Source organism: Rhizobium sp. 10N427, assembly GCF_056394605.1.
On the sequence record NZ_JBFTID010000018.1, the window covers coordinates 72520 to 98843 of the forward strand.

General features: G+C 64.0%; 23 protein-coding genes and 1 pseudogene. 1 reads left to right on the forward strand and 23 read right to left on the reverse strand.

From position 1 onward, the window contains the following. The first annotated feature begins 64 nt into the window (after positions 1–64). Complete coding sequence (locus tag AC1DIJ_RS26985; RefSeq protein ID WP_112390732.1) at positions 65–2383, forward strand: sensor histidine kinase; 2319 nt, start codon at positions 65–67, stop codon at positions 2381–2383. Here the strand turns inward: AC1DIJ_RS26985 and AC1DIJ_RS26990 are convergent. The 23 genes and pseudogenes from AC1DIJ_RS26990 to AC1DIJ_RS27100 form a co-directional block, all read right to left on the reverse strand. Beyond that, on the reverse strand, positions 2380–5334 hold the full coding sequence (locus AC1DIJ_RS26990; protein ID WP_477831676.1) for a bifunctional [glutamine synthetase] adenylyltransferase/[glutamine synthetase]-adenylyl-L-tyrosine phosphorylase: 2955 nt from the start codon (positions 5332–5334) through the stop codon (positions 2380–2382). The two genes, AC1DIJ_RS26985 and AC1DIJ_RS26990, sit on opposite strands and share 4 nt — an antisense overlap. Positions 5335–5448: 114 nt before the next feature. After that, entirely contained in the window at positions 5449–6858 is a 1410-nt protein-coding gene (locus AC1DIJ_RS26995; protein WP_112390730.1) for a sensor histidine kinase, read from the reverse strand. Next, positions 6855–7601, reverse strand: coding sequence for a response regulator transcription factor (locus tag AC1DIJ_RS27000; RefSeq protein ID WP_112390729.1), 747 nt, complete (start codon positions 7599–7601; stop codon positions 6855–6857). The genes AC1DIJ_RS26995 and AC1DIJ_RS27000 overlap by 4 nt, the downstream gene beginning before the upstream one ends. 101 nt (positions 7602–7702) lie before the next feature. Next, complete coding sequence (locus tag AC1DIJ_RS27005; protein WP_112390728.1) at positions 7703–9298, reverse strand: Do family serine endopeptidase; 1596 nt, start codon at positions 9296–9298, stop codon at positions 7703–7705. A 190-nt stretch (positions 9299–9488) separates the two neighbouring features. Continuing rightward, positions 9489–9947: a cytochrome c-type biogenesis protein gene (locus tag AC1DIJ_RS27010; RefSeq protein WP_477831679.1), complete on the reverse strand. Its 459-nt coding sequence runs from the start codon at positions 9945–9947 to the stop codon at positions 9489–9491. 182 nt (positions 9948–10129) lie between these two features. Beyond that, positions 10130–12115: a heme lyase CcmF/NrfE family subunit gene (locus AC1DIJ_RS27015; RefSeq protein WP_112446102.1), complete on the reverse strand. Its 1986-nt coding sequence runs from the start codon at positions 12113–12115 to the stop codon at positions 10130–10132. Further along, the gene (ccmE, locus tag AC1DIJ_RS27020) at positions 12112–12564 is read right to left on the reverse strand and encodes a cytochrome c maturation protein CcmE (RefSeq protein WP_112390726.1); all 453 of its coding nucleotides are present in this window, start codon (positions 12562–12564) and stop codon (positions 12112–12114) included. Before ccmE ends, AC1DIJ_RS27015 begins: the two co-directional genes overlap by 4 nt. Continuing rightward, positions 12561–13700, reverse strand: a complete 1140-nt coding sequence (gene ccmI / locus AC1DIJ_RS27025; RefSeq protein WP_112390798.1) for a c-type cytochrome biogenesis protein CcmI — start codon at positions 13698–13700, stop codon at positions 12561–12563. Before ccmI ends, ccmE begins: the two co-directional genes overlap by 4 nt. Before the next feature lie 194 nt (positions 13701–13894). Then, entirely contained in the window at positions 13895–14320 is a 426-nt protein-coding gene (locus AC1DIJ_RS27030) for a hypothetical protein (protein ID WP_112390725.1), read from the reverse strand. Positions 14321–14438: 118 nt separating this feature from the next. Then, positions 14439–15842 (reverse strand): sensor histidine kinase, encoded by a 1404-nt coding sequence (locus AC1DIJ_RS27035; protein WP_112390724.1) that lies wholly within the window; start codon positions 15840–15842, stop codon positions 14439–14441. After that, entirely contained in the window at positions 15842–16504 is a 663-nt protein-coding gene (locus AC1DIJ_RS27040) for a response regulator transcription factor (protein ID WP_112390723.1), read from the reverse strand. The genes AC1DIJ_RS27035 and AC1DIJ_RS27040 overlap by 1 nt, the downstream gene beginning before the upstream one ends. Positions 16505–16556: 52 nt before the next feature. Then, positions 16557–16805: a hypothetical protein gene (locus tag AC1DIJ_RS27045; RefSeq protein ID WP_112390722.1), complete on the reverse strand. Its 249-nt coding sequence runs from the start codon at positions 16803–16805 to the stop codon at positions 16557–16559. Positions 16806–16998: 193 nt separating this feature from the next. After that, on the reverse strand, positions 16999–17205 hold the full coding sequence (locus AC1DIJ_RS27050; RefSeq protein ID WP_112390721.1) for a hypothetical protein: 207 nt from the start codon (positions 17203–17205) through the stop codon (positions 16999–17001). Between the two features lie 21 nt (positions 17206–17226). After that, the gene (locus AC1DIJ_RS27055) at positions 17227–21069 is read right to left on the reverse strand and encodes a baseplate multidomain protein megatron (protein ID WP_112390720.1); all 3843 of its coding nucleotides are present in this window, start codon (positions 21067–21069) and stop codon (positions 17227–17229) included. A 331-nt stretch (positions 21070–21400) separates the two neighbouring features. Continuing rightward, a complete protein-coding gene (locus AC1DIJ_RS27060; protein ID WP_112390719.1) occupies positions 21401–21853 on the reverse strand; it encodes an NlpC/P60 family protein in 453 nt (150 codons plus the stop codon). Beyond that, positions 21850–22740, reverse strand: coding sequence for a baseplate hub domain-containing protein (locus AC1DIJ_RS27065; RefSeq protein ID WP_112390718.1), 891 nt, complete (start codon positions 22738–22740; stop codon positions 21850–21852). Before AC1DIJ_RS27065 ends, AC1DIJ_RS27060 begins: the two co-directional genes overlap by 4 nt. Continuing rightward, positions 22737–23375: a TIGR02217 family protein gene (locus AC1DIJ_RS27070; protein ID WP_112390717.1), complete on the reverse strand. Its 639-nt coding sequence runs from the start codon at positions 23373–23375 to the stop codon at positions 22737–22739. Before AC1DIJ_RS27070 ends, AC1DIJ_RS27065 begins: the two co-directional genes overlap by 4 nt. A 7-nt stretch (positions 23376–23382) precedes the next feature. Further along, a complete protein-coding gene (locus AC1DIJ_RS27075; protein ID WP_112390716.1) occupies positions 23383–23925 on the reverse strand; it encodes a phage tail tape measure protein in 543 nt (180 codons plus the stop codon). 25 nt (positions 23926–23950) lie between these two features. Beyond that, positions 23951–25006 (reverse strand): serine hydrolase domain-containing protein, encoded by a 1056-nt coding sequence (locus AC1DIJ_RS27080; protein ID WP_477831677.1) that lies wholly within the window; start codon positions 25004–25006, stop codon positions 23951–23953. After that, entirely contained in the window at positions 25003–25287 is a 285-nt protein-coding gene (locus tag AC1DIJ_RS27085) for a rcc01693 family protein (RefSeq protein WP_112390715.1), read from the reverse strand. Before AC1DIJ_RS27085 ends, AC1DIJ_RS27080 begins: the two co-directional genes overlap by 4 nt. Then, positions 25221–25586, reverse strand: a complete 366-nt coding sequence (locus tag AC1DIJ_RS27090) for a gene transfer agent family protein (protein WP_112390714.1) — start codon at positions 25584–25586, stop codon at positions 25221–25223. Before AC1DIJ_RS27090 ends, AC1DIJ_RS27085 begins: the two co-directional genes overlap by 67 nt. After that, complete coding sequence (locus AC1DIJ_RS27095; protein ID WP_112390713.1) at positions 25586–25993, reverse strand: phage major tail protein, TP901-1 family; 408 nt, start codon at positions 25991–25993, stop codon at positions 25586–25588. Before AC1DIJ_RS27095 ends, AC1DIJ_RS27090 begins: the two co-directional genes overlap by 1 nt. Before the next feature lie 219 nt (positions 25994–26212). Beyond that, positions 26213–26324: pseudogene (locus tag AC1DIJ_RS27100) on the reverse strand (IS110 family transposase); the annotation flags it as partial.

Genomic DNA, 26324 nt, shown 5'->3' on the forward strand with positions numbered 1-26324 from the left:
GATTCATTGAGTCAGGTTCGAGCGAGCGGCGCATCGAATCACACGAGGGATCAAGGTTATCACGATGATGAACGTGCGGCGGGCAACTGCGGCCCAAGGACGGCTGCGTGTCGATTTGGGTTCGCTCCGGGCATGGCCGCAGGCCACCCGAAGCCCTCGTCCGGTCGCACGCCAGGCCGGCGCACCGCGTCTTCCACAGGTCGAAACCATCTTGAAGCGTGCCATTCCGGCGCTGATCGTCGCCTTTCTGTCCGTTGTCGCCGCCTCGCACATCTTCGGGATGATGTCGGAATATTCGCGGATGGGCGCCGCCGCCCGTCATGCGACATCGCTTTCGGCCGCCGCGGCCGCAGCCGTCTTTTCCGACGCCAACGACCTGTTCGATGCTGGTAACGGCGCCGAAGCGCAGGCGCGGCTTTTGAAGTTTCTTCCCCAGGACCGGCTCGACAGCGGCTCCTTCATCCTTTTGGTCCAGTCGAGTGGCAAGGTCTTTGCAGCCTCCGCAGCCGGCGTTTCGTATGTCGGCTCCGATGTCGGCGACTTCTTCCCCGAAGTCTCGGCAATCCGCCGCTTCGGCGACCGCGCCGGTGTCATCGAAACGACGATCAGCGGCGACCCCCATTATGCGGAGATCAGCCTCGTCGGCTCGTCCGGCGGCTATATCATCGCTGCCACATCGCTCGACCAGATCGGCAAGCTCTGGCGCGAGGAGCTGACGCTCAATGTCACGCTGTTTGCCGGCATCTCTTCGATCCTGCTCGTCATCCTCTATGCCTATTACATGCAGGTGAAGCGCGCCCGCGATGCCGACGATATATTCGTCGAATCCAACCAGCGCGTCGAAACCGCACTGTCCCGCGGCCGTTGCGGCCTCTGGGATTTCGATTTCGAGAACCGCGAATTCTTCTGGTCGCGCTCGATGTACGACATGCTCGGCCTGCCCGGCTCCGACAAGACGATGTCCTTCAACGAGGCGGCCCGCCTGATGCACCCTGAGGACGGCGGCCTGCACGAGATCGCCCGTTCGATTGCCAAGGGCACGTCCGGCCAGGTCGATCAGATCTTCCGCATGCGCCACGCCGCCGGTCACTATGTCTGGATGCGCGCCCGCGCCCAGATGATCCGCAGCAATTCCGGCCGCATGCACATGATCGGCATCGCCATGGACGTCACCGAGCAACACCGCCTCGCCCAGCGCTATGCCGAAGCCGACCAGCGCCTCGCAGATGCGATCGAGTGCACCTCGGAAGCCTTCGTGCTCTGGGACAAGAACGACCGTCTGGTGATGTGCAACGCCCATTTCCAGCAAGCCTACGGTCTTCCTGACAGCGTGCTCGTTCCCGGCACCGAGCGCAGCGTCGTCAACGCCGCCGCCGCCCGTCCGGTGATCGAGCGCCGCATGGTCGATCCGCATGGCGCCGGCCACTCGCGCACCGCCGAAGTCCAACTTGCCGACGAGCGTTGGCTGCAGATCAACGAGCGCCGCACCCGCGACGGCGGCATGGTCTCCGTCGGCACCGACATCACGCTTCTGAAGCGCAACCAGGAACGCCTGCGCGACTCTGAGCGCCGCCACGTCGCAACGATCGGCGACCTCAAGTCCTACCGTGCCACGCTCGAAGACCAGAAGGCCGCGCTCTCTGTCGCCAACGCCAACTATCTCGCCGAAAAGGAACGCGCCGAGGCCGCCAACAAGGCCAAGTCGGAATTCCTCGCCAACATGTCGCATGAGCTGCGCACGCCGCTGAACGCCATCCTCGGCTTCTCCGAAATCCTGCAGGATCAGATGTTCGGCCCGCTCGGCTCGCTGAAATACGACGAATATGCCCGCGATATCCACGACAGCGGCAAACACCTGCTGAATGTCATCAACGACATCTTGGACATGTCGAAGATCGAGGCCGGCCACATGAAGCTGCATCGCGAGACGATCGATCTTGCGCCGCTGATCGAGGAAAGCCTGCGCTTCACGGCCATCCCGGCCGCCGAAAAGAACATCGTCATCGAGCAGCGTCTCTGCGATGGCATGACGCTGACGGCCGACCGCCGCGCCATGAAGCAGATCATGCTCAACCTGCTCTCCAACGCCGTGAAGTTCACCAACGACGGCGGCCGTATCGCACTGCGCACCCGCCGCGATGCCAAGGGCGTGGTGATCACCATCGCCGATACCGGCATCGGCATTCCGCGGAAGGCCCTGTCGAAGATCGGCCAGCCGTTCGAGCAGGTGCAGAGCCAGTATGCGAAGAGCAAGGGCGGTTCGGGCCTTGGCCTGGCGATCTCTCGCTCGCTGGCGGCACTGCATGGCGGCAACATGCGCATCCGTTCGCGCGAAGGCCGCGGCACCGCCATCACCTTCCGTATTCCCGATGTGATCCGCTAGGTCTTCAACACCGCCTGAAAGATCTTGCGCACCGCCTTCGACAGCCGCTTCACTTCGCTTTCCAGCGTCTTGATATCCGGGCAGTCGCCGGCGCGGCAGACGAGCTCGACCAGCCCCGATGGTGCTTCCTTCGGATCGAACAGCCCGTCGATGCAGAGGCGGATCAGCTGCGAGAGTTCCGTGTAGAGGTTGAAAGCCTCAAGGCATGTATCGAGATCGGCAGGCGCCATCAGCCTGCCGCCAAGCGCCTTCAGCGCCTCGCCCGTGTTCAGCCCGTTGACCGTCACGGCATCGCCCTTGGCGGGCGCAATCAGCGCCAGATATTGCGCGATGAACTCGATATCGATGACGCCCCCCGGGATGAGCTTCAGGTCCCAGCCGTTCTCCGGCGCCTTCTCCTTGTCGATAAGCTCGCGCATCTCGCCGACATCGCGCGCCACCTTGGCCGTATCGCGCTTCTGCGACAGCACATCGGAAATGATCCGCTCGGCAGCTTCCGTTAAGCTCGCATCGCCGCAGATCAGCCGCGCCCGGCTGAGCGCCATGTGCTCCCAGGTCCAGGCTTCCTCGCGCTGGTATTTCTCGAAGGAATTGATCCGTGTCGCCACCGGCCCCTTGTTGCCGGATGGGCGAAGCCGCATGTCGACTTCGTAGAGAATGCCCTCCGCCGTCGGCGCCGAAAAGGCGGCGATCAGCCGCTGGGTGATGCGGGTGAAATAGCGCACCGCATCGAGCGGCTTCTCGCCGTCGGATTCGCCAGCCGTATCGTCGTAGTCGTAGAGCAGGATCAGGTCGATGTCAGAGCCCGCCGTCAGCTCGAAGCTGCCGAGCTTACCCATCCCGGCAACGGCCACCTTGCCGCCCGGGAAGCGCCCATGCGCCGCCTCGACCTCTTTGACAACGCCGTCGAGCGCTGCCTCGATGATCAGGTCGGCGAGATGGGTAAAGGCCCGCGCCGCCATCGCGCCATTGATGGCGCCCGTCAGCAGCCGGATACCGATCAGGAAGCGTTGCTCGGCGGCAAAGATGCGCAGCCGGTCGAGCAATTCTTCATAATAGCGAGCCTGCACCAGAGACGCCTTCAGGCGCTCGCCGAGATAATCCCGCGTCGGCAGTTCCGCCATCAGGCCGGGATCGAGCATGCCGTCGAAGACGTGCGGCTTGGCGGCGATCACTTCGGCAAGCTTCGGCGCCGACGACATAATGTTGACGATCAGCGAAAGCAGCGCCGGATTGCTGCCGAGCAGCGAGAAAAGCTGGATGCCCGAAGGGAGGCCCGAAATGAAGCTGTCGAAGCGCAGCAGCGCCTCGTCCRCCCTCTTGCTCTCGCCGAAAACCCGCAGGAGCTGCGGCGTCAATTCCGTCAGCCGCTCGCGCGCCTCGACCGATTGCGTCGCCCTGTAGCGGCCATAGTGCCAGGTGCGGATGATGCGTGAAATATCCGACGGGCGCTGGAAGCCCATCTTCTTCAGCGTCTCCAGCGTATCCGGATCGTCGTTCTGGCCGGTGAAGACAAGGTTGCCGGTGTCGGTCGAGAGCTTGTTTTCCTGTTCGAACAGCCGCGCATAGCGCCGCTCGACGGTCCTAAGCTTATCGACCAGCTTTTCCGAAAAACTCGACGTGTCGCTGAAGCCCATCATGAAGGCGATGCGTTTCAGGTCGGCTTCGGTCTCCGGCAGCAGATGCGTCTGCTCGTCTCGCACCATCTGGATGCGGTGCTCGACATCACGCAGGAACCAGTAAGCATCCGTGAGCTCGTCGCGCGTCTCCGCATCGATCCACTTGGCCTTGGTCAGTTCGGCCAGCGTCTCCTCGGTGCCGCGGCTGCGCAGCACCGGCATGCGCCCGCCGGCGATCAGCTGCTGCGTCTGCGCGAAGAACTCGATCTCGCGGATCCCGCCACGCCCCAGCTTCACATTATGCCCTTTGACGGCAATCGCCCCGTGGCCCTTGTGCGCGTGGATCTGCCGCTTGATCGAATGAATGTCGGCAATCGCCGCATAGTCGAGATATTTGCGGAAGACGAATGGCACCAGGCCGCGCAGAAAATCCTCGCCAGCCGCAAGGTCTCCGGCGACGGGCTTGGCCTTGATGAAAGCCGCCCGCTCCCAGTTCTGCCCCCTGCCCTCGTAATAGATCATCGCCGCATCGAAGGAGATCGCCAGCGGTGTGGATCCCGGATCCGGCCGGAGACGGAGATCGGTGCGGAATACATAGCCATCGGCGGTGCGCTCCTGCAGGATGCGCACCAGCCGCCGCATCAGCCGCGGAAAGATCTCGATCGCATCATCAGGATCGGGCACGATGCCCGCCTGCTCATCGAAGAACACGACAAGGTCGATATCGGAGGAATAGTTGAGTTCGGAGGCGCCGAGCTTGCCCATGCCGAGCACGATCAGGCCCGAGCCTTCGCTCGGCTTGCCGGTATCCTTGATCACAAGCTTGCCGCTCTCATGCGCCGACATCAGCAGATGATCGATCGCCGCGGCAACCGATGCTTCGGCGAGAGCGCTCAGCCAACCCGTCGTCTGGCGGCCGTCGAATATCCGGGCGAGATCGGCCAGCGCCACTAGGAAGGCCACCTTGCGCTTGATCCGCCGCAGCCGGGTCATCACCACGGATTCCGCCGGAAACACATCCTCCTCCGCCTGCCAGCTATCACGCGCCTCTTTGATCAGCGCCTCGATCTGCGGCTCCAGCGGCGCGGAGATCGCCGCAGCCAGGATGTCGTTGTCGATATTCGCGGCGTCCCGGAGGTAGGGCGACAGCGTGAAGGCGGCGGCGATGAAATCGCAGAGCGGACCACCGGCCTTCAGCATCGCGGCGACAGCCGGCTGCTCGCGGCCGATCTCGGCTAGATCGGTCATCGCCAGCTTCAGTTCGGACTGGTTGAGCGGCTTCAACGCCGCGCCTGCAGCGTCCTTCAGCAGATGTGTCGATTTCTTCAGCATCCCACCTCCCGGCAGCGTCACGCCGGAATCGCGTTTTGCCGTATGCCCTTAACCTAGGGCCACATGCGTCAGGAGCCAATACGTTTAACGGCGCATGGTCTGAGGAGCGTTGGCTCAGGCAGGTTTCGCCGGGAAGCTCATCGTCACGGTCAGGCCGCGACCCTCTTCCTTGCCGGGATTGGTGTCGGAGAGCTCCAGCGTCCCGCCATGCAGCTCCATCACCGCCTCGACAAGCGAAAGCCCGAGCCCTGTCCCGGGCTTCGACCGGCTTTCGTCGAGCCGTACGAAACGCTTGATGACAGCTTCGCGCTTGTCGGCGGGGACGCCAACACCGTGGTCGGCGACCGAAAGGCAGATCGCATCGGCCCGGCGCGCCAGCTTGATAACAATCTGGCCATGGCCGTCGCAATCGACGGAATATTTGATCGCGTTGTCGATGAGATTGAACAGCGCCTGGCCGATCAGCTCGCGATTGCCCTGCACGGAAATGCCGGGCTCGACCTCGGAGGTCAGCGTCAACCCCGCCTCATCGGCAACAGGCTCGTAGAGTTCGGCACAATCAGCGACGATCGCCGAAATCTCGATCGTCGACATTTCCGCAGCCGCCGAGCCCGCCTCGACACGGGAAATCATCAGCAGCGCGTTGAAGGTGCGGATCAGCTGGTCGGATTCAGAGATGATGCCCTCAAGCGCACCGCGGCGCTGTTCGGCGTCATCGGTATCCAGCGCGTCGGCCGCCTTGTTGCGCAGCCGCGTCAGCGGCGTCTTCAGGTCGTGGGCGATGTTGTCGGAGACCTGCCGCAGCCCCTCGTTCAGCTTCTCGATACGCTCCAGCATGGTGTTCAGCGACACCGAGAGACGGTCGAATTCGTCGCCGGAGCCACCGACCGGCAGACGTTGAGAGAGATCGCCCGCCATGATCTTCTTGCTGGCGCCCGACATGCGATCGATGCGCTTCAGGGCATTGCGGCCGATGCCGAACCAGATGATCAGCGCGCCCAGGCCCATGATCGCCAGCGCCACCATCAGCGCCTGGCGCACCAGCACCCGGAATCGCTCCGGTTCGCCAAGGTCGCGGCCAACGAGAATACGCAGCCCATTGTCGAGCACGAAAATATTGGCGATCGCCATATGCCGGCGGTCGAGGCCGCTTTCGGCGTAACGCTGGTAGAAGAACGGCACCGAGGTCCAGCCCGTCTCCTCGAAGACGCCAGGCTGCACCGAGGCGACGTTGCCTGCGAGGATGTCGCCCGAGGGGCCGGCGATGATGTAGAGATTGGCACCCGGCTGGCGCGACCGGCGCTCCATCGAGCGCAGCAGCGCATTGATCCCGCCAGTGTCATAGGCGCGCTTGACCTGATCAACCTCCTGCTGCACCGCCTCGCGGATCTGGCCGGTCAGCAGACGCTGCGACATCGCTGTCACATAGATGACGAGCGTCGCGGCGCAGATGGCGAAGAGCAGGATGTAAAGGGCCGAAAGGCGGACTGCGGTAGAGCGGAAGAGAAACCAGAAACGGTTCATCCTTCGTCCTTGATCATGTAACCCGCCCCGCGGATCGTCTTCAGCAGCGGCTGGCTGAAATCCTTCTCGATCTTCGAGCGCAGTCGCGAGACATGCACGTCGATGACATTGGTCTGCGGATCGAAATGGTAATCCCAGACGTTTTCGAGAAGCATGGTGCGGGTCACGACCTGACCGGCATTCTTCATCAGATACTCGAGCAGCCGGAATTCGCGCGGCTGCAGCGGGATTTCCTTGCCGCCGCGGCGCACTTCATGGGACAGGCGGTCGAGCTCGAGATCGCCAACGCGGTAGACCACATCCTGCTCCGGAGTGCCCTTGCGGCGGCCGAGAACCTCGACGCGGGCGAGCAGCTCGCTGAAGGCATAGGGCTTCGGCAGATAGTCGTCGCCGCCGGCGCGCAGACCGGTGACGCGATCGTCGACCTGGCCGAGTGCGGAGAGAATGAGAACGGGGGTGTGGATCGCCTTGCGGCGAAGCTCGCTGATGACGGAAAGCCCGTCGCGGCGCGGCAGCATGCGGTCGATGACGATGACGTCGTAGGTGTTTTCCGAGCCCATGAACAGGCCGCTCTCGCCGTCGCTCGCATGATCGACGACGATCCCCGCCTCACGAAAGGCTTTCGTCAGGTAAACCGCAGCTTCGAGGTCATCCTCGATAATCAGAATCTTCATGCGGCTGACATTACCTGCCGGTTTCGTTTCGGCAAGACTCAATACGTCTTCCTGTTGCGCTTGGGTCATCGCGGCCACCTAGGGATGGAGTGGAAGGGAGCCGCGCGGGCTGGTGCGCGGCTCCCGTCTCGGGCGCATCATGGGGATGCGCCGGTCAAGGCTGTGGGGGATCAGCCTTGGCTATTGATCGGAAGGGCGACGAAGCGGCTGCCGTCCTTCGACTGGATCTGGAAGAGCGCCCGGGTGCGGCCGTCCTTCTTCGCCTGGTTCAGAACCTTGACGACGTCGTCGGCAGACGTGATGTCCTGGTTGTTCACCGAGGTAATCTTCTCGCCCGCCTTGATGCCCTTGTCGGCAGCGTCGGAGTTCGGGTCGATATTGGTGATCTGCAGGCCCTTGCCGTCATCGGCAGGGCCAACCGTCAGGCCGAGATCGGCAAGCGCCTTCTCGGAAGCCGGTGCCTGCGGTTCCTGCGGCTGGTCGCTGTCGTCGGTCGAGGCGTCCTTCTGATCGGCCGGCAGCGTGCCGAGCTCGACGGTCAGAGACTGTGCCTTGCCATCGCGCCAGATCGATACTTCGACCTTCTTGCCCGGCTGCATTGCGCCGATGCGGCGGCTGAGATCGCGGGCATCCTTGACCGTTTCGCCATTGACGGCGGTGACGACATCGCCAGCCTTCATGCCGGCCTTCTGGCCAGGCGTTCCATCCTGAGCTGAAACGACGAGCGCGCCATTGGCTTCGGAAAGGCCGAGCGAGTCGGCGATGTCCTTGGTCACCGGCTGGATCTGCACGCCGAGATAGCCGCGCGAAACCGTACCGTCCTTCATCAGGTCGGCAACGACGTCCTTGGCGGTCGAGGCCGGAATGGCGAAGGCGATGCCGACGCTGCCGCCCGACGGCGAGAAGATGGCGGTGTTGATGCCGACGACCTGACCGTTGAGGTTGAAGGTCGGGCCACCCGAGTTGCCGCGGTTCACTGCAGCGTCCACCTGGAGATAGTCGTCATAAGGGCCGGAACCGATGTCGCGGCCGCGGGCCGAAACGATACCGGCAGTCACCGTGCCGCCGAGGCCGAACGGATTGCCGACAGCAACCACCCAGTCGCCGACGCGGACATTATTGTCATCGGCCCAGTTCACATAGGTGAACTTCTTGCCCTTGCCGTCGACCTTCAGCACGGCGAGGTCGGTGCGCGGATCCTTGCCGATCAGCTTGGCATCAAGCTCGGTGCCGTCGTTCATGACAGCGACAAAAGCCGAGCCGTCGGAAACGACGTGGTTGTTGGTAACGATATAGCCGTCTTCGGAGATGAAGAAGCCGGAGCCCTGGGCAACCGGACGCAGACGGCCGGGACCACCAGGGCCGCCCGGGCCCGGACCACGCTCACCGAAGTGGCGCGGCGGACGCTGCTGGCCATCCTGGCCCTCGCCGCCATTCGGACCCTGTTCGCCGAACTGCTTGAAGAAGCGCTTCAGCGGATGATCGTCAGGCAGGTCGTCGAAACCGCGCCCATTGAAGTCAAAGGAAAAACCATTGCCGTCGTCGGAAGCCGGCTTGATGCGGGATTCGACGCGGACGGAAACGACGGCCGGCGAAACGGCGTCGACGACATTGGCAAAGCTCGGCACGGCCGGCGCCTGAACATTGACGGCTTCGGCATAGGAACGGGTGATCTCAAGCGGCACGCCAGTGGCAAGCACGGCGGCGGCGAGACCTGCGACGGTCGAGGCCTTCAGCGCAGTGGCAAGGGAGGGAGTCTTGAACATTATAGGCACCTTCTCTTCATCATTTAGTCGGTCCGGCCCCCGGTCGGGATCGGCTGATGGATGAAGATATAGGATGCGGGACCTTACTGCGAACTGTCCGGCCAATGAAAAATTTGTAATGTCGGGATTGTGACCGTCCGCGACTTTTTGTCCAAGGCCCGCCGGATATCGCCTCGCAGCTGCCCCTAAGCTACTTGCTCAGCAACTCGTCAAGCTTCGCCTGCTCGTCATCCGTCAGCCGGCTCCCCGTCGGCTTGCCCACCCTGCGGCGCGCAAAGACCAGCATCGAGATGCCGCCCGCCAGGATCAGCACCACAGGCGCACCCCACAGCAACACTGTGCGGATACTGAACCGTGGCTTCAGCAGCACGAATTCGCCGTAGCGCGAGACGATGTAGTTCAACACCTGCTCGTCACTGTCGCCATCCTTGATGCGCTCGCGCACCAGAAGCCGGAGATCCTTGGCCAGCTCGGCATTGGAATCGTCGATCGACTGGTTCTGGCAAACCATGCACCGCAATTCCGCCGACAGCGTCCGCGCGCGCGTCTCCATCGCGGGATCGGCGAGCACCTCGTCGGGGTTCACGGCGAAGGCGGGGAGCGGCGCCAAGGCGAGAAAGGCGATAGCCAGCAAGCGTGCGGCGAACATCGACAACAGAGAGGAGCGCCCAACCTCTCCTCCCCTCATTCCTGTGCTTGTCACAGGAATCCAGCCAACGCGCGTCTGCGCGGTGAATGACTCCTGTCGGCAAAGGGCCTCTCCCGCGCCCAAGGACTTGGGCGCACTGGATTCCTGTGACAAGCACAGGAATGAGGGAGAAAGTAGGCCCTTCATTCCGCAGGCTCCATCGCCGCTACCGCCTTGGCCTTGCGCCGGGGAGCACCAACCCGCAGCCGCCGGTCGCTGAGCGATACGAACCCGCCGAGCGACATCACAAGCGCCCCGCCCCAGATGCAGAGAATGAACGGCTTCCACCAGATGCGCACGACAATCCCACCATCATTGGTGGGATCGCCCAGCGAGACATAGAGTTGGCTGAGCCCGAAGGTCACGATCCCGGCCTCCGTCGTCGGCATCTGCTGGGCGACATAGACGCGCTTGGCCGACCAGACATCGGCAACTTCAACGCCACCTCGGCGGATGCTGAAATGCCCGCGGTCTTCCTTGTAGTTCGGCCCGTTTGCCGGCTGCATGCCATCGAAATGCAGCGTATAGCCGCCGGCATCGGTGGTCTCGCCGGGTTTCAACTCCAGCACATGCTCGGTCGCAAAGGTCGAGACGGCGACGATGCCAAGCACGGTGATCCCAAGACCCGCGTGCGCCAGCGCCGTACCGAAGGCCGAGCGTGGTAGTCCGGAGAGCCTGCGCCAGGCAACATTGGCTGCCACCTTGCCGATACCGGCACGATACCAGAGATCGGCGATCGCCCCGAATATCAGGAAGAGACCTGCCGCCAGGCCGAGAACAGAGAGAACCGGTCCGCCATGCTCGATATAGAAAAAGATCACCGCTGCAGCGAAGGCGAGGCCCGCCACGACATAGAGCCGCTGTAGCACGCCGAGCAGATCACCACGCTTCCAGGCCAGCAGCGGCCCGAAGGGCACCACCAGCAAGAGCGGGATCATCAGCAGCCCGAAGGTCATGTTGAAGAACGGCGGCCCAACGGAGATCTTGTCGCCGGTCAGCGTTTCCAGAAGCAGCGGATAGAGCGTGCCCGTCAGCACCGTGCCACAGGCAACCGTCAGGATCAGGTTGTTCAGGACCAGCGCGCCCTCGCGCGACACAGGCGCGAAGAGACCACCGGCCGACAGAAGCGGCGCGCGGAAAGCAAAGAGCGACAGCGCCCCGCCGATGAAGATCATCAGGATGCAGAGAATGAAGACACCGCGGCTCGGGTCGCTGGCAAAGGCATGCACCGAGGTCAGCACGCCGGAGCGAACGAGGAAGGTCCCCATCAACGACAGCGAGAAGGTCAGGATGGCCAAGAGCACCGTCCAGATCTTCAGCGCCTCGCGCTTTTCCATGACCAGCGCCGAGTGCAGCAATGCTGTCCCTGCCAGCCAGGGCATGAAGGAGGCGTTCTCGACCGGATCCCAGAACCACCAGCCACCCCAGCCGAGCTCGTAATAGGCCCAGTAGGAGCCCATAGCGATGCCGAGCGTCAGGAAGGTCCAGGCGGCCAGCGTCCAGGGGCGAACCCAGCGCGCCCAGGCGGCATCGATCCGCCCTTCCATCAGCGCCGCGACAGCAAAGGAGAAGCAGACCGAAAAACCGACATAGCCGAGATAAAGCAGCGGCGGATGGATGGCGAGCCCGATATCCTGCAGCACAGGATTGAGATCACGGCCCTCCGCCGGTGCCGGATCGAGCCGGGTAAAGGGATTGGAGGTCAGCAGAATGAAAAGGATGAAGGCAACCGAGATCCAGGCCTGCACCGACAAGACATTGGCGCGCAGCGTATCCGGCAGATTGCGGCCGAACAGCGCCACCATGGCGCTGAACAGCGCGAGGATCAGCAGCCAGAGCATCATCGATCCCTCGTGATTGCCCCAGACGCCCGAATATTTGTAGATCAGCGGCACCAGCGAATGCGAGTTCTCCCAGACGTTCTTCACCGAGAAGTCGGAGACCACATGCGCATAGGTCAGCACGCCGAAGGACAGGGTGACGAGCGCGAAAAGCACGATCGAGCCGAGCGGCGCGACATCCATCATCGCCTGGTCGCGGCGGCGCGCGCCGATAACCGGCACGATCGAGAGAATGACCGCCGTCGCCAGCGCCAGCACCAATGCGTAATGGCCGATCTCGATGATCATTGCACGCCCTCGCCCTCTTTCCAGAGCCCTTGCGATTTCAGGCGGTCGGCAACGTCCTTCGGCATGTATTTCTCGTCATGCTTGGCCAGCACCGTATCGGCGATGAACTCGTGGCTGGCAGCCTCGAACTTGCCTTCGGTGACAACGCCCTGCCCCTCGCGGAACAGGTCGGGAAGGATGCCTGTATATTTGACCTTCACCGGCTGGCCGCCGCCGTCGGTCACTGCAAATTCGACCGTCGAGCCGACACCGCGGATGACACTGCCCTCGCCCACCAGACCACCGAGACGGATGCGCGTTTCCGGCGGCACCGGCGTCTTGGCAAGATCGGCCGGCATGTAGAAATAAGCAACGGACTGGCTGAAGGCGAACATCACCAGCAGCACCGCGGCGATGATGAAACTCATGCCGCCGCCGATCACTGCCAGGCGCTTCTGCTTGCGCGTCATTCCGTCATCCCCTCTGCCGCAACACCCAGCTCGCGCCCCAGTGCGAGCAACTGCTTGCCTTGATCGCCATCGGCCGGAAACGCCGCCAGCCCGCGCTTCAGCGCATCGGCAGCACGATCCTTGTCGTTCAATACGGCATAAGAGCGGACAAGCCGCACCCAGCCCTCGAAATTGTTGGGATCGGCTTTCAGCTTGGCGTCGAGGCTTTCGACCATGCCGCGGATCATCTGCTGCTGGTCGCCGGCGTTCATCGTTTGCGCCGCCGCCACGTCTTCCGCGGTCGGTCCGCCCGGCGCCTTGTTAGCGGCAGCGACATCAGGCGTGCCGCCATTCTTGGCGATGTGATCGTTGACCATTGGAAGCCACGGCGCATCGGCCGGCGATTCCTTGGCGATCGCCTCGAAGGCCGCCCTCGCCTCGCCGGTCTGGCCGGCCTGCTCCATGCTCAGCGCCACGTAGAACTTTGCCCGCGGATTGTCGGGCTCGAGCGCCAGCGACTGCTCAAGCGCCTGCCGCGCATCCGCGGTGATAGCCCCGTTCGAACCGGCCATCAGCGTTTCCGCCAGGCCATCCAGACGGATGGCGCTGGGCCCGAGCAGTCGGATGGCGTTGCGATAAGCCTTCTCGGCATCGTCGATACGCATGGCGTTGAAATAGATCGGCGCCAGCACATCCCAGCCCTTGCCGTCATCAGGGTTCTGCGCCAGATGCCGCTCGGCCTTGGAGACGAGGATCGCCATGTCGTTGCCGGGATTTTCGAGCCGGGCCTGAAGCGGTTGCGATGGCAGGTCAGGCCGGCCCATCGCAACGTAAAGACAGAGCCCCGTCAGCGGCAGAAGAAGAAGGATGAACGCCTCGCTGAAACGATGGTGGCGCGCCGCCTTCGGCGCTGCGGCCGGCCCTGCCGCCGAAACGGCGATCAGCCGCCGGCCGATCTCGGCCCGCGCGTAGTCCGCTTCGTCGGCCGTGATCAGTCCGCCGGAGAGGTCGCGGTCGAGCTCGCGCAGCTGGTCGCGATAGACCGCAACCTCGCCCTCGCGCCCGTCGTCAAGCGCCTTCGCTCCGCGCAGGAGCGGATAAAGCAGCAGCGCGGCCACAGCCGCCGTCATTGCGGCAACAAGAATCCAGAAAAGCATAACGGCCCAATACTTGAAGCGCGCCGCCATTCCAACTGGCAAAGCCGGAATGACGAAGATTTGAGGCGTTTCGCCGCAAGATTGGTGCGGTCAGGACCAATCGGCACTCAGTTCAGGCTGCGGGGAACGTACGTGAGCACCGGAAGCGTGGAGAAGCGCCATTTGAGCCCAGCATGGGCTGAATGCCGGTTGGTCTAGCCGAGCGGCGACCAGCTTCCGTCGCTGTTGCGGCAGGCCGATCCGCGCACTGCGGTATCCTTGCCATCGACTGTCAGCGTGTGAGTGTATTGGCGGCAATTCTGCGAGCCGACCTGATAGGGCGCTGCGGCAACGACCTTGCCGCTGACATTGCGGCCGCTCCAGACGACCGGCTGACCGACCGCGGCACCCTCGAGCGCCCGGTATTCGGCTTCGAGCGCCCGCTGCTTGTCGCTGTCGCTGAGTTCTATGCCGCTGCGTCCGGCAATGCCGCCCTGCAGCGCGGAGATGAAGCTCGCCGAGGCAGAGGGCTTGCGGGAGAACATGCCGCCTGAAGTGCTGCTCTTCGTTGTCGTGCAGCCGCTCACCGCAACGGCAACCAAAAGCGAGGAGACGATCATGGCATTCGCGCGTAACATCATTCTGTCGAACCAGCAGAAAAGAACAAATCAACGCCGCCAGATGCACATGTGCTCGTGTCGGCTTTAAGGCAAAGCATGCTATGCACTTGCCTATGTCTTTGTGACATCAAGCAATTGCTCACGCAACATCCTTTGTAAGACCCGGCAAAATTAGCCGTGCCCGCAGACCGCCCGCCTCACCGCGGGAGAGTTCCAGCCGGCCCTGATACTCGTTGGCGATCTCGGTGACGATCGAAAGGCCAAGCCCGGTTCCCGGCTTGCTTTCGTCCAGCCGCTTGCCGCGCTTCAGCGCTTCCTTCATCTGATCGGGCTCCAGACCCGGCCCGTCGTCCTCGACGACCAGTTCCACCCAATGCTTGCGGCCGCTGCTTTCGGCGCCTTTGACGTCGTCGGCAGCTTCCACCGCCGTGAGCTTGATCTTGTGAACGGCGAAACGCGCTGCATTCTCCAGCAGATTGCCAACCGTCTCTTCCAGATCCTGTTGCTCCATCGCCACCGCCAGATGCGGCGGAGCGACCGAAAGCTCGAATTCCTTGTCGACGTTGAGGCGGCGCATGACGCGCACCAGCCGCTCGAGCGCAGGCTCCGCATCGGTGCGCGCCAGCACGCTTTCGCGCTGCGCGGCAATGCGGGCACGGTTGAGATAGGATTGCACCTGCCCCTGCATCGCCTCGGCCTGGCTCTTCACCAGTTCGCCATGCGAGCGCTCCAGCACCCGCGCCTCGTTGAGCAGCACGGCAATCGGCGTCTTCAGCGAATGCGCCAGATTGCCGACCTGCATGCGGGCGCGCTCAACGATGCGGCGGTTGCTGTCGATCAGCGCATTGACCTCATTGGCAAGCGGCAGGATCTCGCGCGGGAAATCGCCCTTCAGCTGTTCGCTCTCGCCGGCGCGGATCCGCTCCAGCGCCGCGCGCGCCTTATCCAGCGGCTTGAGGCCAAAGAGAATGGCAAGCGCGTTGACGATCAGACTGCCGACACCGAAGCCGGCAAGCGCCAGATAAAGGCTGTGGGAAAAGTTGCTGACGTCGCTTTCGACGACTTCGACATTGCCGCTGACGCGAAAGCGCGCCGCGCGGCCATCGGTGTCGAGCACCACTTCCGTTTCGGCCACCTGCACCCGGTTTCCGCTGGCATCGGTCACCTGGTAATAGCGCTCGTAGTTCTTGTCGAAAGGCGCTTCGAGCACCGAAGGAACGGGAATGGTCGCCGAGCCCAGCGAGGGCGAGACCAGCGGTGCCGCCGTATAGGTGCCGAGCGGCTCCACCACCCAGTACCAGCCGGTGCGCGGCTGGGCGAAACGCAGGTCGCCGAGCTGCGGGCTGCCTGCCAGCGCGCCCTGATCGCCGATCGTGACCGAGTTGATGACGTTATAGAGCTGCGCGCGCAGCAGATCCTGAAAGCCGCGCTCGGCGCTGCGGCGGTAGAGCGTCGAGATCAACAGCCCGATCACCACAAGCGCCACGGTCGACCATACGGTCGTCAACAGGAGAACGCGTGCGGTGAGCGACTTTATGCGCATCAGGCCGGCGCTTGAATGCGGTATCCGAGACCGCGCACCGTTTCGATCAGGTCGACGCCCATCTTCTTGCGCAGACGTCCGACGAAGACTTCGATCGTATTGGAATCACGGTCGAAATCCTGGTCGTACATATGCTCCACAAGTTCCGATCGGGAGACGACCTCGCCCATGTGATGCATGAGATAGGAGAGCAGCCGGTATTCGTGCGAGGTCAGCTTCAGCGCCACGCCGTTGACGACGGCTTTCGAGGTCTTGGTATCGAGCCGGACAGGTCCGCAGACGATCTCCGAGGAGGAATGACCGGCGGCGCGGCGGATCAGTGCGCGAATACGCGCCAGCACTTCTTCCACGTGGAAAGGCTTGGTCACGTAGTCGTCGGCGCCGGCATCGATGCCCGCCACCTTGTCGCTCCAGCGGTCGCGCGCCGTCAGGATCAGCACCGGCATGCCGCGCCCAGCACCCCGCCACTTTTCGAGAACACTGACGCCATCCAGTTCCGGCAGGCCGATATCGAGGATGATCGCGTCATAGGGCTCGGTGTCGCCGAGGAAATGTCCCTCTTCGCCGTCGAAAGCCTGATCGACGACATAGCCCGCCTCTTTCAGCGTGTCGCTCAGCTGCCGGTTCAGATTGACGTCGTCTTCGACTACCAGAATGCGCATCGGTCCGCTCTCACCTCGATTGTGTCACTGGAGTTTCATAGGCCGATTCCGCCTACATCGGAACCCTGACGGTTACCTTGCGGGGGCGCTGGCCGTTGCCCTGAACGAGCACGGTGATGATGCAGGTGTCGCCCGAGGGCTGAACCGAAAGCAGCTGGCCACCCGTCTGCTCGACGACCTGCTGCGCGGCAGCGCTGCAATCGCCCGAGACGCGCACCACGAGAGTGCGGGAGTCGTCCGGTGAGGGCGCCGATACAGCCAGCCCTGCGGCCAAGGCTACGACGCTCAGAGGAGAGGCCATGTGCAATGCTTCCAACGTGGTTCCAACTTGGCCCGACTATGTACTCACGTGACCTGAATGGCAAATGAATGCACTGTAATGACGGAGGTTTAGAACAATTCTTGACTGTATTTCTCTAACGATATTCACAGCCGAAAGATGAGGCGGCAGAAGCTCTTGATGCCGCTGCCGGCCTCTTTCTCGAAACACCGTTTCAGCGGATCGCCGCATTCGCCGTCAGTCGTCCGTAGATGGCCAGAAGCCCGCCGATCGCGCCGGAAATATTGACGATAGAATCGACGATCTGGCTCTGGTCGCCCGCCTCGATATCGATTCCCGCCGCATGCAGAACCGACGCGCCGATGGCGATCAGCGCACCCCAGATCGTCTTTGAATGATACCAGTTCTTCAAATCACCCATGACCATTCCTTTCGTTGAAAATCACATCGTCATCGTTGCCACCGCTGCGAGCCCGAGCGGCATGCGCTGGCCCATCTGCCGCACGCGGATCGTCAACTCGGCCTGCGGACTGCCGAAATCGGCAATCTCTCCCGCTAGCGGATAGGTCCAGGCCGCGGCAGAGACCTCGACCAGCCGCTTGACCTCCGCCCCGCTCATCACCTCGACCCGGTAGCGCTCGAAGGGTTCGTCGAGGGGAATATCCGCAGCCATCCAGTTATCGGCGTCGACACGCCCGCGCCGGATCCAGGAGAAGCACGCAGCACCCGCAGCGTCTCTCGCCGCGCGCAGATGAACGGGAGAAATCGGCGTCTCCGCCCTCATCCCGCCCTCGAAGACAAAGGGACCTATCTTTCCTGATACCCCTGACGCCTCGACGATCCAGTTGAGCCGCAGCCCCATCTCGTCGCCGCCGAGCCCGAGCGGCACCACCGCCTCGTCGAGCACGACGATAGAAGCACCCGCCTCCGCTCCGGCGCCCATCGCATCCTCCGACCCCGCCAGCCCTCTCAGCAATCCGCTCAGCCGCCAGCGCCCGGCCGCAATCTCCTCGGCCTGCTGAAAAGCCAGAACCTCCCAGCTGCTATTGCCCGAAAGCACCGCAAGCATATTCGCCCCGTTCAGCACCGCGACCGCCGATGCCGACGAAAGCTCCCCGAACGGCAGCTCCAGCTCCACGTTTGCCGACCAGTCGAAACGCCCCGCCACCCCGGCCGACAGCGGCGCCGTAAGCACCCCGATCCGCGCCGGCCGCTCGATCAGCGCCCGCCCACGATAGCCTTCCCCGGTCACCGAGGATGACAGCCCGGCCGTCTTCCAGGGACGCGCAAAGACCGCGGCCCTTGCAAAACTTGCCGCCTCGCCCGCCGCAAATCGCGGCAGATCCATCAGCTGAACCACCGGATCGAACAGGCTCGATGGCTGGCCGCTGCCGTTCCTGCCGCCGGCCTCTTCAGCTGGTGCCGCGCCCGCCGATGGCGCAAACTCGCGCGCCTCGACCTCTCTCGTGCCTCCGTCTTCGATCGACGCGATCAGGAACCGCCCCGGCGGCCCATCGGTGATCGTCACCACATCACCCGACTGAAACTGCAGCGCGCCAGGCGGCAGCGCAAAGCGCACCGACCGTCTGCCGATCCGGTTGTCGCGCAGCAGTGCTTCGGCGGCATTCAACGCCGTTTCCTCCGCAAGCACCGCGGGAAGATCGCTCTTCAGCACGCGGCTCGTCGCCGATTGCGCCCGGTGCGAACGCACGCCCGCCTGCTCGTAGGCGGCATCGGGATTGTAAAAGGTGATAACGGCCTCGGCGGCGTGATCGCTGTCATGTCCGCGGGTTTCCTGCCACAACGGGCGATCGTCGATATCGGCAAGCACAGCGATTTCAGTGGGAGGCAGGCTCGCCCGCGCTCTCGAGCGAAACCGCAGCAAACCGCCATCCTCGAAGGCGTCGATCTGGAAGGCTTCCAGCAGCGGCTCGATCAGGCTGCGCGCCGAAGTCATGTCGCCCTGCACATAGCCGGTCAGGTCACCGGACACTTCCGAGACATCGAAATCATGGAAGCCATGATCGCGAAACACCGCGGCCATCACATCCGCCAGGCTCCCCGCCCCCAGCCTGCCATTGAGCCAATGACCGCTGCGCCAGTTGGCGCCATCGCTCCAGATATCCGTTTCCAGTGGAAAGGCCGGATAGGGCCGTGCATCCCACGACCACAGGAAAAGATGGGCGGGATCGACCATGCCGGCCGCAGCGCCGGGACGGCTCCACCAGGCGTGATGCGCCTCCAGAAACCGCCGCTGCATGGCATCGGAGCGCGCCCGGCTGGAGAAATAGGGCGCCGCACTCTCGGCCGATTTCGGATCGGCAAAGACATTCGGCTGATTGCCGCCCTTGTCGATCGCCGCGCAGCCGAGCTCGGTGAACCAGATCGGCTTCATCCCCGCCTGCCAGCCGGTCGGCGCCGCTTTTTCAACCCCGCCGACGCGGTCGTAGTGCCGGCTCGCCCACCAGCCCTCGATATCCTTGTACCTGTAGACCCAGGGCTTGCCCGCGAGACCGTCGGCAATCGGCGTTCGCACCCGCGCCTTCCGGTCGGCATCACCGGCATAATACCAGTCGAACCCCTCGCCGCCTGCAATCGCCGCTATCAATCCGGCCTTGTCGTCCGCGGCCAGCATCCCGTCCGGGTTCGCAGCCGCCAGATCGGCGTCGCGCCAATCGGAAAGCGGCATGTAGTTGTCGATGGCGACAGCATCGATCGCACTCGAAGCCCAGAGCGGATCGAGATTGAAATAGACATCGCCGCTGCCGTCATCCGGCCGGTAGCCCGAATATTCGCTCCAATCCGCGGCATAGGTCAGCTTCACCTGCGGCAGCAGGGCTTTCACATCGGCCGCCAGAGCCACCAGCGCATTGACGAACGGAAAGGCTCCGGTCTCGTCGCGCACCTGCGTCAGGCCGCGCATTTCCGAGCCGATGATGAAACCCGAAACGCCACCCGCCGCCTTTGCGAGCTGCGTATAATGCAGGATGAACCGGCGGTAGCTCTCCTCGCCGCCGTTATAGATCACCCGCTGCCCAGAGATGCCGAAATGTCCGGCCTGCGCTGCGCCTCTGAACGCCTCGATCTGCGCCCGCGCTGCCGCCGTCCGGTCCGCCGATCCCGGCTGGCCGATCGCTGGATGGCATGTTACCCGCCCGCGCCAGGGATAGGCCGCCTGGCCGCTGCCGCCATAGGGATCCGGCAACGCATTGCCGCCTTCGATATCCATCATCACAAACGGATAGAGATAGACCTCCAGCCCCCGCGCTTTGAGATCGGCGATCGCCGAGACGACGCTCAGATCATCCGGCGTCCCGCCATAGGCCGGCCCGCCGTCGCGGCGGCTGACCAGATGGGCGTGCGCCCGTGATACGCCCGATACCGACCATGGACTGCTTTCGGCATTGCGCGCCTGCACTTCGACACCGGGCACGATTCGGCAATTGCCGGCCCGCAGGTCCGTTCCGAACCAGGAGACGACAAGTGCCACCCGCTTGAGGTTCGGACAGACCGCCGTCAGCTCGCTGATCGAACCGTCCCAGTCGGTCAGCCCCTGCAGGCTGTTGCGGTTGAGCAGCCGGCCGCTTCCCGCACCGGTCTTTTCCGAGACCGCCACGGTCCGGTAGCCATGCTCCGTCGCCCCAGGAATGATGCAGACCGCCTGGACCTGCTCCTCCAGCTCTCCGACCGCCCGCACCACCTCGAACTGCATCAGCGGGATGCGGTTGCCGTAGCTGTCGAGCGGCAGCCGCTCAAACACGACGTAGGCGAGCCCGCGATAGGCCGGCGCCATGCCCGTTCCCTGCTTGGCCTCGATCAGCGGATCGGGCAGCTGTTCAGTGTCACCGGGATAGAACCGCATCTCGATCGCCGTCAGGTCGAGTTCCTTGCCGTCGGCCCATATGCGCCTGATGCAGGCAACAGGGCCCTCGCAGAGCCCGACCGCGAAATTGGCGAAGTAGCGGAACGTCTCGACCTTCGGCCCCGACGAGGACTTGCCCCCCGTCCGTTCGGTGGTCACCACTTCCTCGAAACGAGTCGCCCAGATCATCGTCCCGCCGATGCGCACCGCGCCATAGACCCGGTTGATCGACGTCCCCTCGTCGGCGCCGGGAATCCGTGCCGTCGAAAGCCGCGCACCACGTACCGTCTGGCCGCCGCCGATTAGCGCCCGGTCGAGCGCATTGCCCGCCAGCGCCCCCGCCGCCCGGCCGATGATCGCGCCCACGGGACCGAAAACGCTGCCCAGCGCGGCACCCGCCGCCTGAAGAAGGAGAGTGGCCATGCAAACCTCGCAGCGAGTCGCCAGCGCCGCTTACACGGCACTTGATTTTTCCCGCAATGATTGTGTTGGATTGCTGCAGTCGTGAGCAGAAGCGGAAGCGCCGAGACCAGCCGTCGTACTGGAGAGGATGGGCCTCTCCAGCCTCGGCAAGGGCCTTGCTCTCGATCAAGGAGGTGATGCGATGTGGTTCTCGCCACTTGGTATCACGCTTAGTCTTCGGAAAACCCGGACGGGCTGGTCAATAGCCATCCGGGTCATATTCCAAAGGTAAGCAACGGGTAGGCGGAGCGCGAACTCCGCTCACCACTCCTGAAACATACAGGTATGCGCTTCAATTTTCAAGTTTCGGCACAACCTCCGGGAACCGGAACACCGCCGTTACCCGCCGCCGCCAACTCGGCACCAAGACCGAACGGATCACGGCCGCCTGCTCATAGGCATGGATGAAACTCTTCTCCCCGGCAAAGATGCCGGCATGTTTGGCCGCTACATCCGGCCGCCAGCGAAACAGCAGCAGATCGCCCGGCATCATCGCCTCCACCGGAACCGGCGCACCGAAATGCCGTAGCGCTGCATCGAGCAGCCGGTCCTCGCCACTCCGCTCGGCCCAGTCGCGCGCATAGGGCGGCGGCATCTCCGGCTCGATGCCGTAGAGCTCCCGCCAGATACCGCGGATCAGCCCCAGGCAGTCGCAGCCGATGCCTTTGGCAGACGCCTGGTGCCTGTAGGGCGTGCCGATCCAGCTCTCGACGGCCGAAAGCGCCCGTTGGTTGATTGCAGTCATTTGAAGAGCGCGCTCCCGTCATGGATCCTGCCGCCATCCGCATAGGTATAGGCAAAGTCGGCGCCCGGCATATGCGGGAAGCCGCGGAAATTCCGCTGGTTGGCGAACTTGGTCCGGCAGGTGCCGAACGCCTTGTCGCAACCCGCCGTCAACAGCACCCGGCACCCCGCGTCCGGCGCCCGCGCCACCGGCAGCCACAGCGTCACCTCGACCTCGGCTCCCGCCGCGCCATGCGCCTCGATATCCAGCCGTTCGCCGGCGTTTTCCCCGTCGAGAAACGCAATCGTCCCATAGCGAAAAAACCCATCCGGAAAGGCGCTCAGCCCCGATACGGCGATCCGTGTCGCATCGATGACCGCAGCCAGCACGCCCTCGCGGCAAAACTGACTTTGCGTCACATCGATCCCGCATCTGACATCGCCGAGCGCCGCATCGCAGCGGCGACCATAGAGCCGTCCCTGCGGCTGGTTCAGCCGGTGCGTGAAACTGCGCAGCTCGGCGCGAAACTGCCCGCCGCTGCGCGTCACTTCGCCGATCTCCTGCACCTTCAGCAGCAGATGCTGATCCGGCATCGCCCAGTTGACCAGAAACACCTCGACGCGCGCGCCATCATAAAGCCCGCGCTGCAGATCCGCCTCGCTGATCGCCGCATTCGAAAAACCGCCGGTCACCTCACTGGTCGCCGCAGGCAGGCCCGTATTCTCCTCGGTACCACTTGCCGAAAAGCCGCTGGCCGCCAGAAACACCGTGCCTGCGAAAGTGAGGTCGTGGTCATGCTCGCTAAAGCCCAGCACCACGCCATCGCTGCGCGTCACGCGCCAGGCATGGCAGACCGTCGTCGCATCGCCATCGAGATGCGCCCTGAGTTCCGAACCGATTGTCCTCATGGCAGGATCTCCGTCAGCGGAATGGCCGGGATTCGCCCGGCGTTGAAGGCAGTCAGGTTCACGTCGATCCGCCCGGTCGCAAAGCGCACCGGCACATCGAACTCAAAGCCCGCGGTCACCCGCGCCCCGGCCGCCGGAATGCTGCCCGGCAGAAAGGTCACGATCCCCGCCGCCACGTCGCAAAGGTAGCTGGTTCCGGCCATCACGACCCCATCGATGGCAATCACCACGCTGCCAGCCACGGGCTTCGCAATCCGCCGCGCATTGCTTGCCGCCGCATCGCCATAGATCTTCACCAGCTGAAACGCCGCCTTCGCCCCGTCGCCGGTGCCCAGCATCTGGTCGAGCGCAGTTACCGGCTGGTCAGGCCTTCCGGATTTCCAGTCAAGCGGATCGCGGAAACGGAAGCCATAGAGCTCGCCGCTCCGCGCCTCGAAAAATTCCAGCACCTCGTAAAGGTCGCCGGCCGAGCGAACGCCCGACCCGGCATCGTAGCTCCGCCGCGCATCGCGCCAGCGGCTGTTGCGGCTTTCGCGGCCGTTCGACAGATTGACGATATCGGTCCGCCGCACCGGCCCGCCGCTCGTCGAAAGCGACAGCCGCAACGGAAATCGCACCTCATGAAACCCGCTCATCTCAGCCTCACAGATTGCGCTGGCCGCGCATCGCCGTGCGCGCCAGCATCGCCAAAATCTGCGCCTCGCTCTTCTGGAAGCTCTGCGCATCGGTGGCCGTCACATTGAAGACGATCTGAGTCCCGCCGCCGCCCGCTGCCGCCACGCCCAGCGCCCCATCCGGCCCGCGCCTCAGCGGCAGGATCGCCTCGCTGCCCGCCTCGCCCATCAGCCCGACATTGCCGCCGAGAGGGAAATAGCTCGGCGCCGAAACCACCCCGCCATCGGCGAAGGGCACGATCTTGCCAAGTCCACCCGCAAGCCCGGATACGGCGCCGCCGATCAGCCCCTCCAGCGGCTTCATTCCCGCCGAAAGCGCGATATCGGCCAGCCGTTTTCCAAGCCCGCGCAGGATATCGTCGAGCCCCTTGCCGCCGCTGACGGCGCTTCGGAGCGCACCGCTGAGCGCCGATCCGAAAGACCGCGACCGGCCCTCCAGATCCTCAAGCGCGCGGCGCAGTTCATCGGCCTGCCCGGCCATCTGGCCAAGCCCGGTATCGTCACCTTCCATCGATGTCTCCTGAAAACTGTGAAGCTCAGCCCCGTTGTGGCATCGCCGAAAGCGCCAGCCGCAGGATCTCGCCCATCTGCACATGGCTGACGCCGCGGCCAGCCCGCAGCGCCGTTGCCGAGCGGTGCACGATGACGAGATCGAGCTCCGGCAGCACGATCAGATACTGCCCGCCCCAACCGCTGGCGTAAAACATCGGCACATGCACCGCTATCGGATCGTCTTCGGCATCCGCCTTCGTCACCCACCAGAGCAATCCATACGCACGCCCGGCGCCAACCTCCGAATGCGGCCGCGTGCTTTCCCGCACCCAGCTCTGCGGCACGAGCTGCTTTGCGCCCCACCGCCCATGCCGGAGATAGAGAAGCCCGACGCGCGCCAGATCCCGCGCCGACATCTGGATCTTGTAGACCGGATGCATGGACTCCGGCCCGTTCTGAAACCACCCGTCACCCGGCGCACAATCCTGCATGCGCAATGGCTTCACCAGGCGGGACGCAAGCGCCTCCAGCACATTCTCGCAGGTCGCCCGCTCGACGATCGTACCGAGAACGTTGAAATCCCAGTTGTTGTAGAACCAGTGCGTTCCAGGCGGATCGCTGCCCCTGTCGGGCCTGCCGTCCGCCGTATCGTAGACCGACGGCAGGTAGACGCCCGAGCGTGCGCGCAGTAGATCCATGACCGTCGCCTTGCGCTCACTCGCCGTCAGCGGCGTCATGTCGTCAATATTGAAATCGGCAAGCGTCTGCTGCGGATCGATCCGTCCTTCGGCAATCAGCATGCCGTAGATCACATTGACGAGGCTCTTGCGCACCGATGCGACGCTCGACTTGAAGGCGATGTCGCCCCAGCGGTAGATCAGACGCCCGTCCCGGACGATCATGAATGCGCTGCTTTCGCCCTTTGCCAGTTCAGCGGAGAGCATGTCCAGCCGCTCGCTCGACCAGCCGAACATCTCCGCCGGCCGCTCGTCCCAATCCGTGAAGGGAAAGGTGATCGTTCCCTTCGCAAAGATACCGTCCGCCTGCCCCATCTCAGCTCCGAATCCGGTGACCTCGGGATCATAGCATGAGGCCGTCATCCCACCCCATCCGGAAACTGCGCCATCATTTCAGCCAGCCCGTCGCGCGAAAACCCCGCGGCCCGCGGCACCATTCCACCGGCCGCGGCGAAAAACTCGACGGGCGTCATCGCCCAGAAAGCATCGGGAGAAAGCCGCAGCAGGCAGAGACCGGTATGCAACACGCGCGCCCAGGGAAATGGCCCGGCGCGTGCTGCGGTCCCGCCCGCTGCGGCTAGAGGGGGCGGAGGGAGGAGCCGCCTGCCTCTGTCTGCGGTTCTGCAAAAGTCGCGATCAGCAATTCGCCGACGACAGCCGCAAAACCGGCAATGCCGCCCTCGACGCTCGCCTCGGCAACGTCCTGATCGGAATAGAGATTGCCGCCGCCGCGAAGCCCGGCGCCAATGATGCGGATCATGTCCTCAGCCTTCAGCCGCCCGGCCGAAAACCGCTCGGCGAGCCCTGTGAGATCGTCGGCCGCGAAAGCCGTCTCCAGCTCGGCCAGTGCCCCGAGCGTCAGGCACAAGATCCGCCGCTCGCCATCGACGACCGCCTCGATCTCGCCGCGCCTGCGGTTCGCCCTCGCCCCCGCCGCCCGCATCAGAGCGCCCCGAAGGTCAGTGCACCGGCCGATTCCAGCGCCAGCTCGAACAGAATCTCGCCGTCATGCTGCCCGGAATACTCGAGCGCCGTCACCTGGAATGCTCCGGTCACGCTGCCGAAATCGGGCACGACGATCTGCCAGTTCAAGATCGACGCATTGAAGAACGCGCCCCGCACCAGCCCGTCTGACGCTGCATCCTTGAAGATACCGGCGCCCGAAACCGAAGCCCGCTGCACGCCCGCCCCGCCCAGCAACTCCCGCCATCGCCCGGCGCTCTCCGCATCGGTCACATCGACCGTCTCGGCATTGAACGCCAGCCGCTTCGACCGCAGCCCCGCCACCGTCTCGTAACCCGTCCCATTGTGGATCTTCAACAGCAGATCCTTGCCCTTCTGCGCCACCATGCCCTTGCCCTCCTGAAACCCGAACCGCCTGCCCAAACCACGCATCCGCGCGTCTGCGCGGCGAGAGAACCACGTCACACAGCAACCGGAGCCCCTCATCCGCCCTTCGGGCACCTTCTCCCCGCGGGGAGAAGGGAAGTACCGCGACGCCGAGCCATGAAAGGAAGTCAAGCTCGCGGTTTCCCCTTCTCCCCTGGGGGAGAGCGACTGTCTTCGGCGTCAAGCGTTTTGCCATGGTTTTGCGTCCCGGATGATAGCGTTGAGGATGGTGAGGAGCTTTCGCATGGTTGCGACGAGGGCGACGATCTTCGGCTTGCCGGCTGCGACGAGC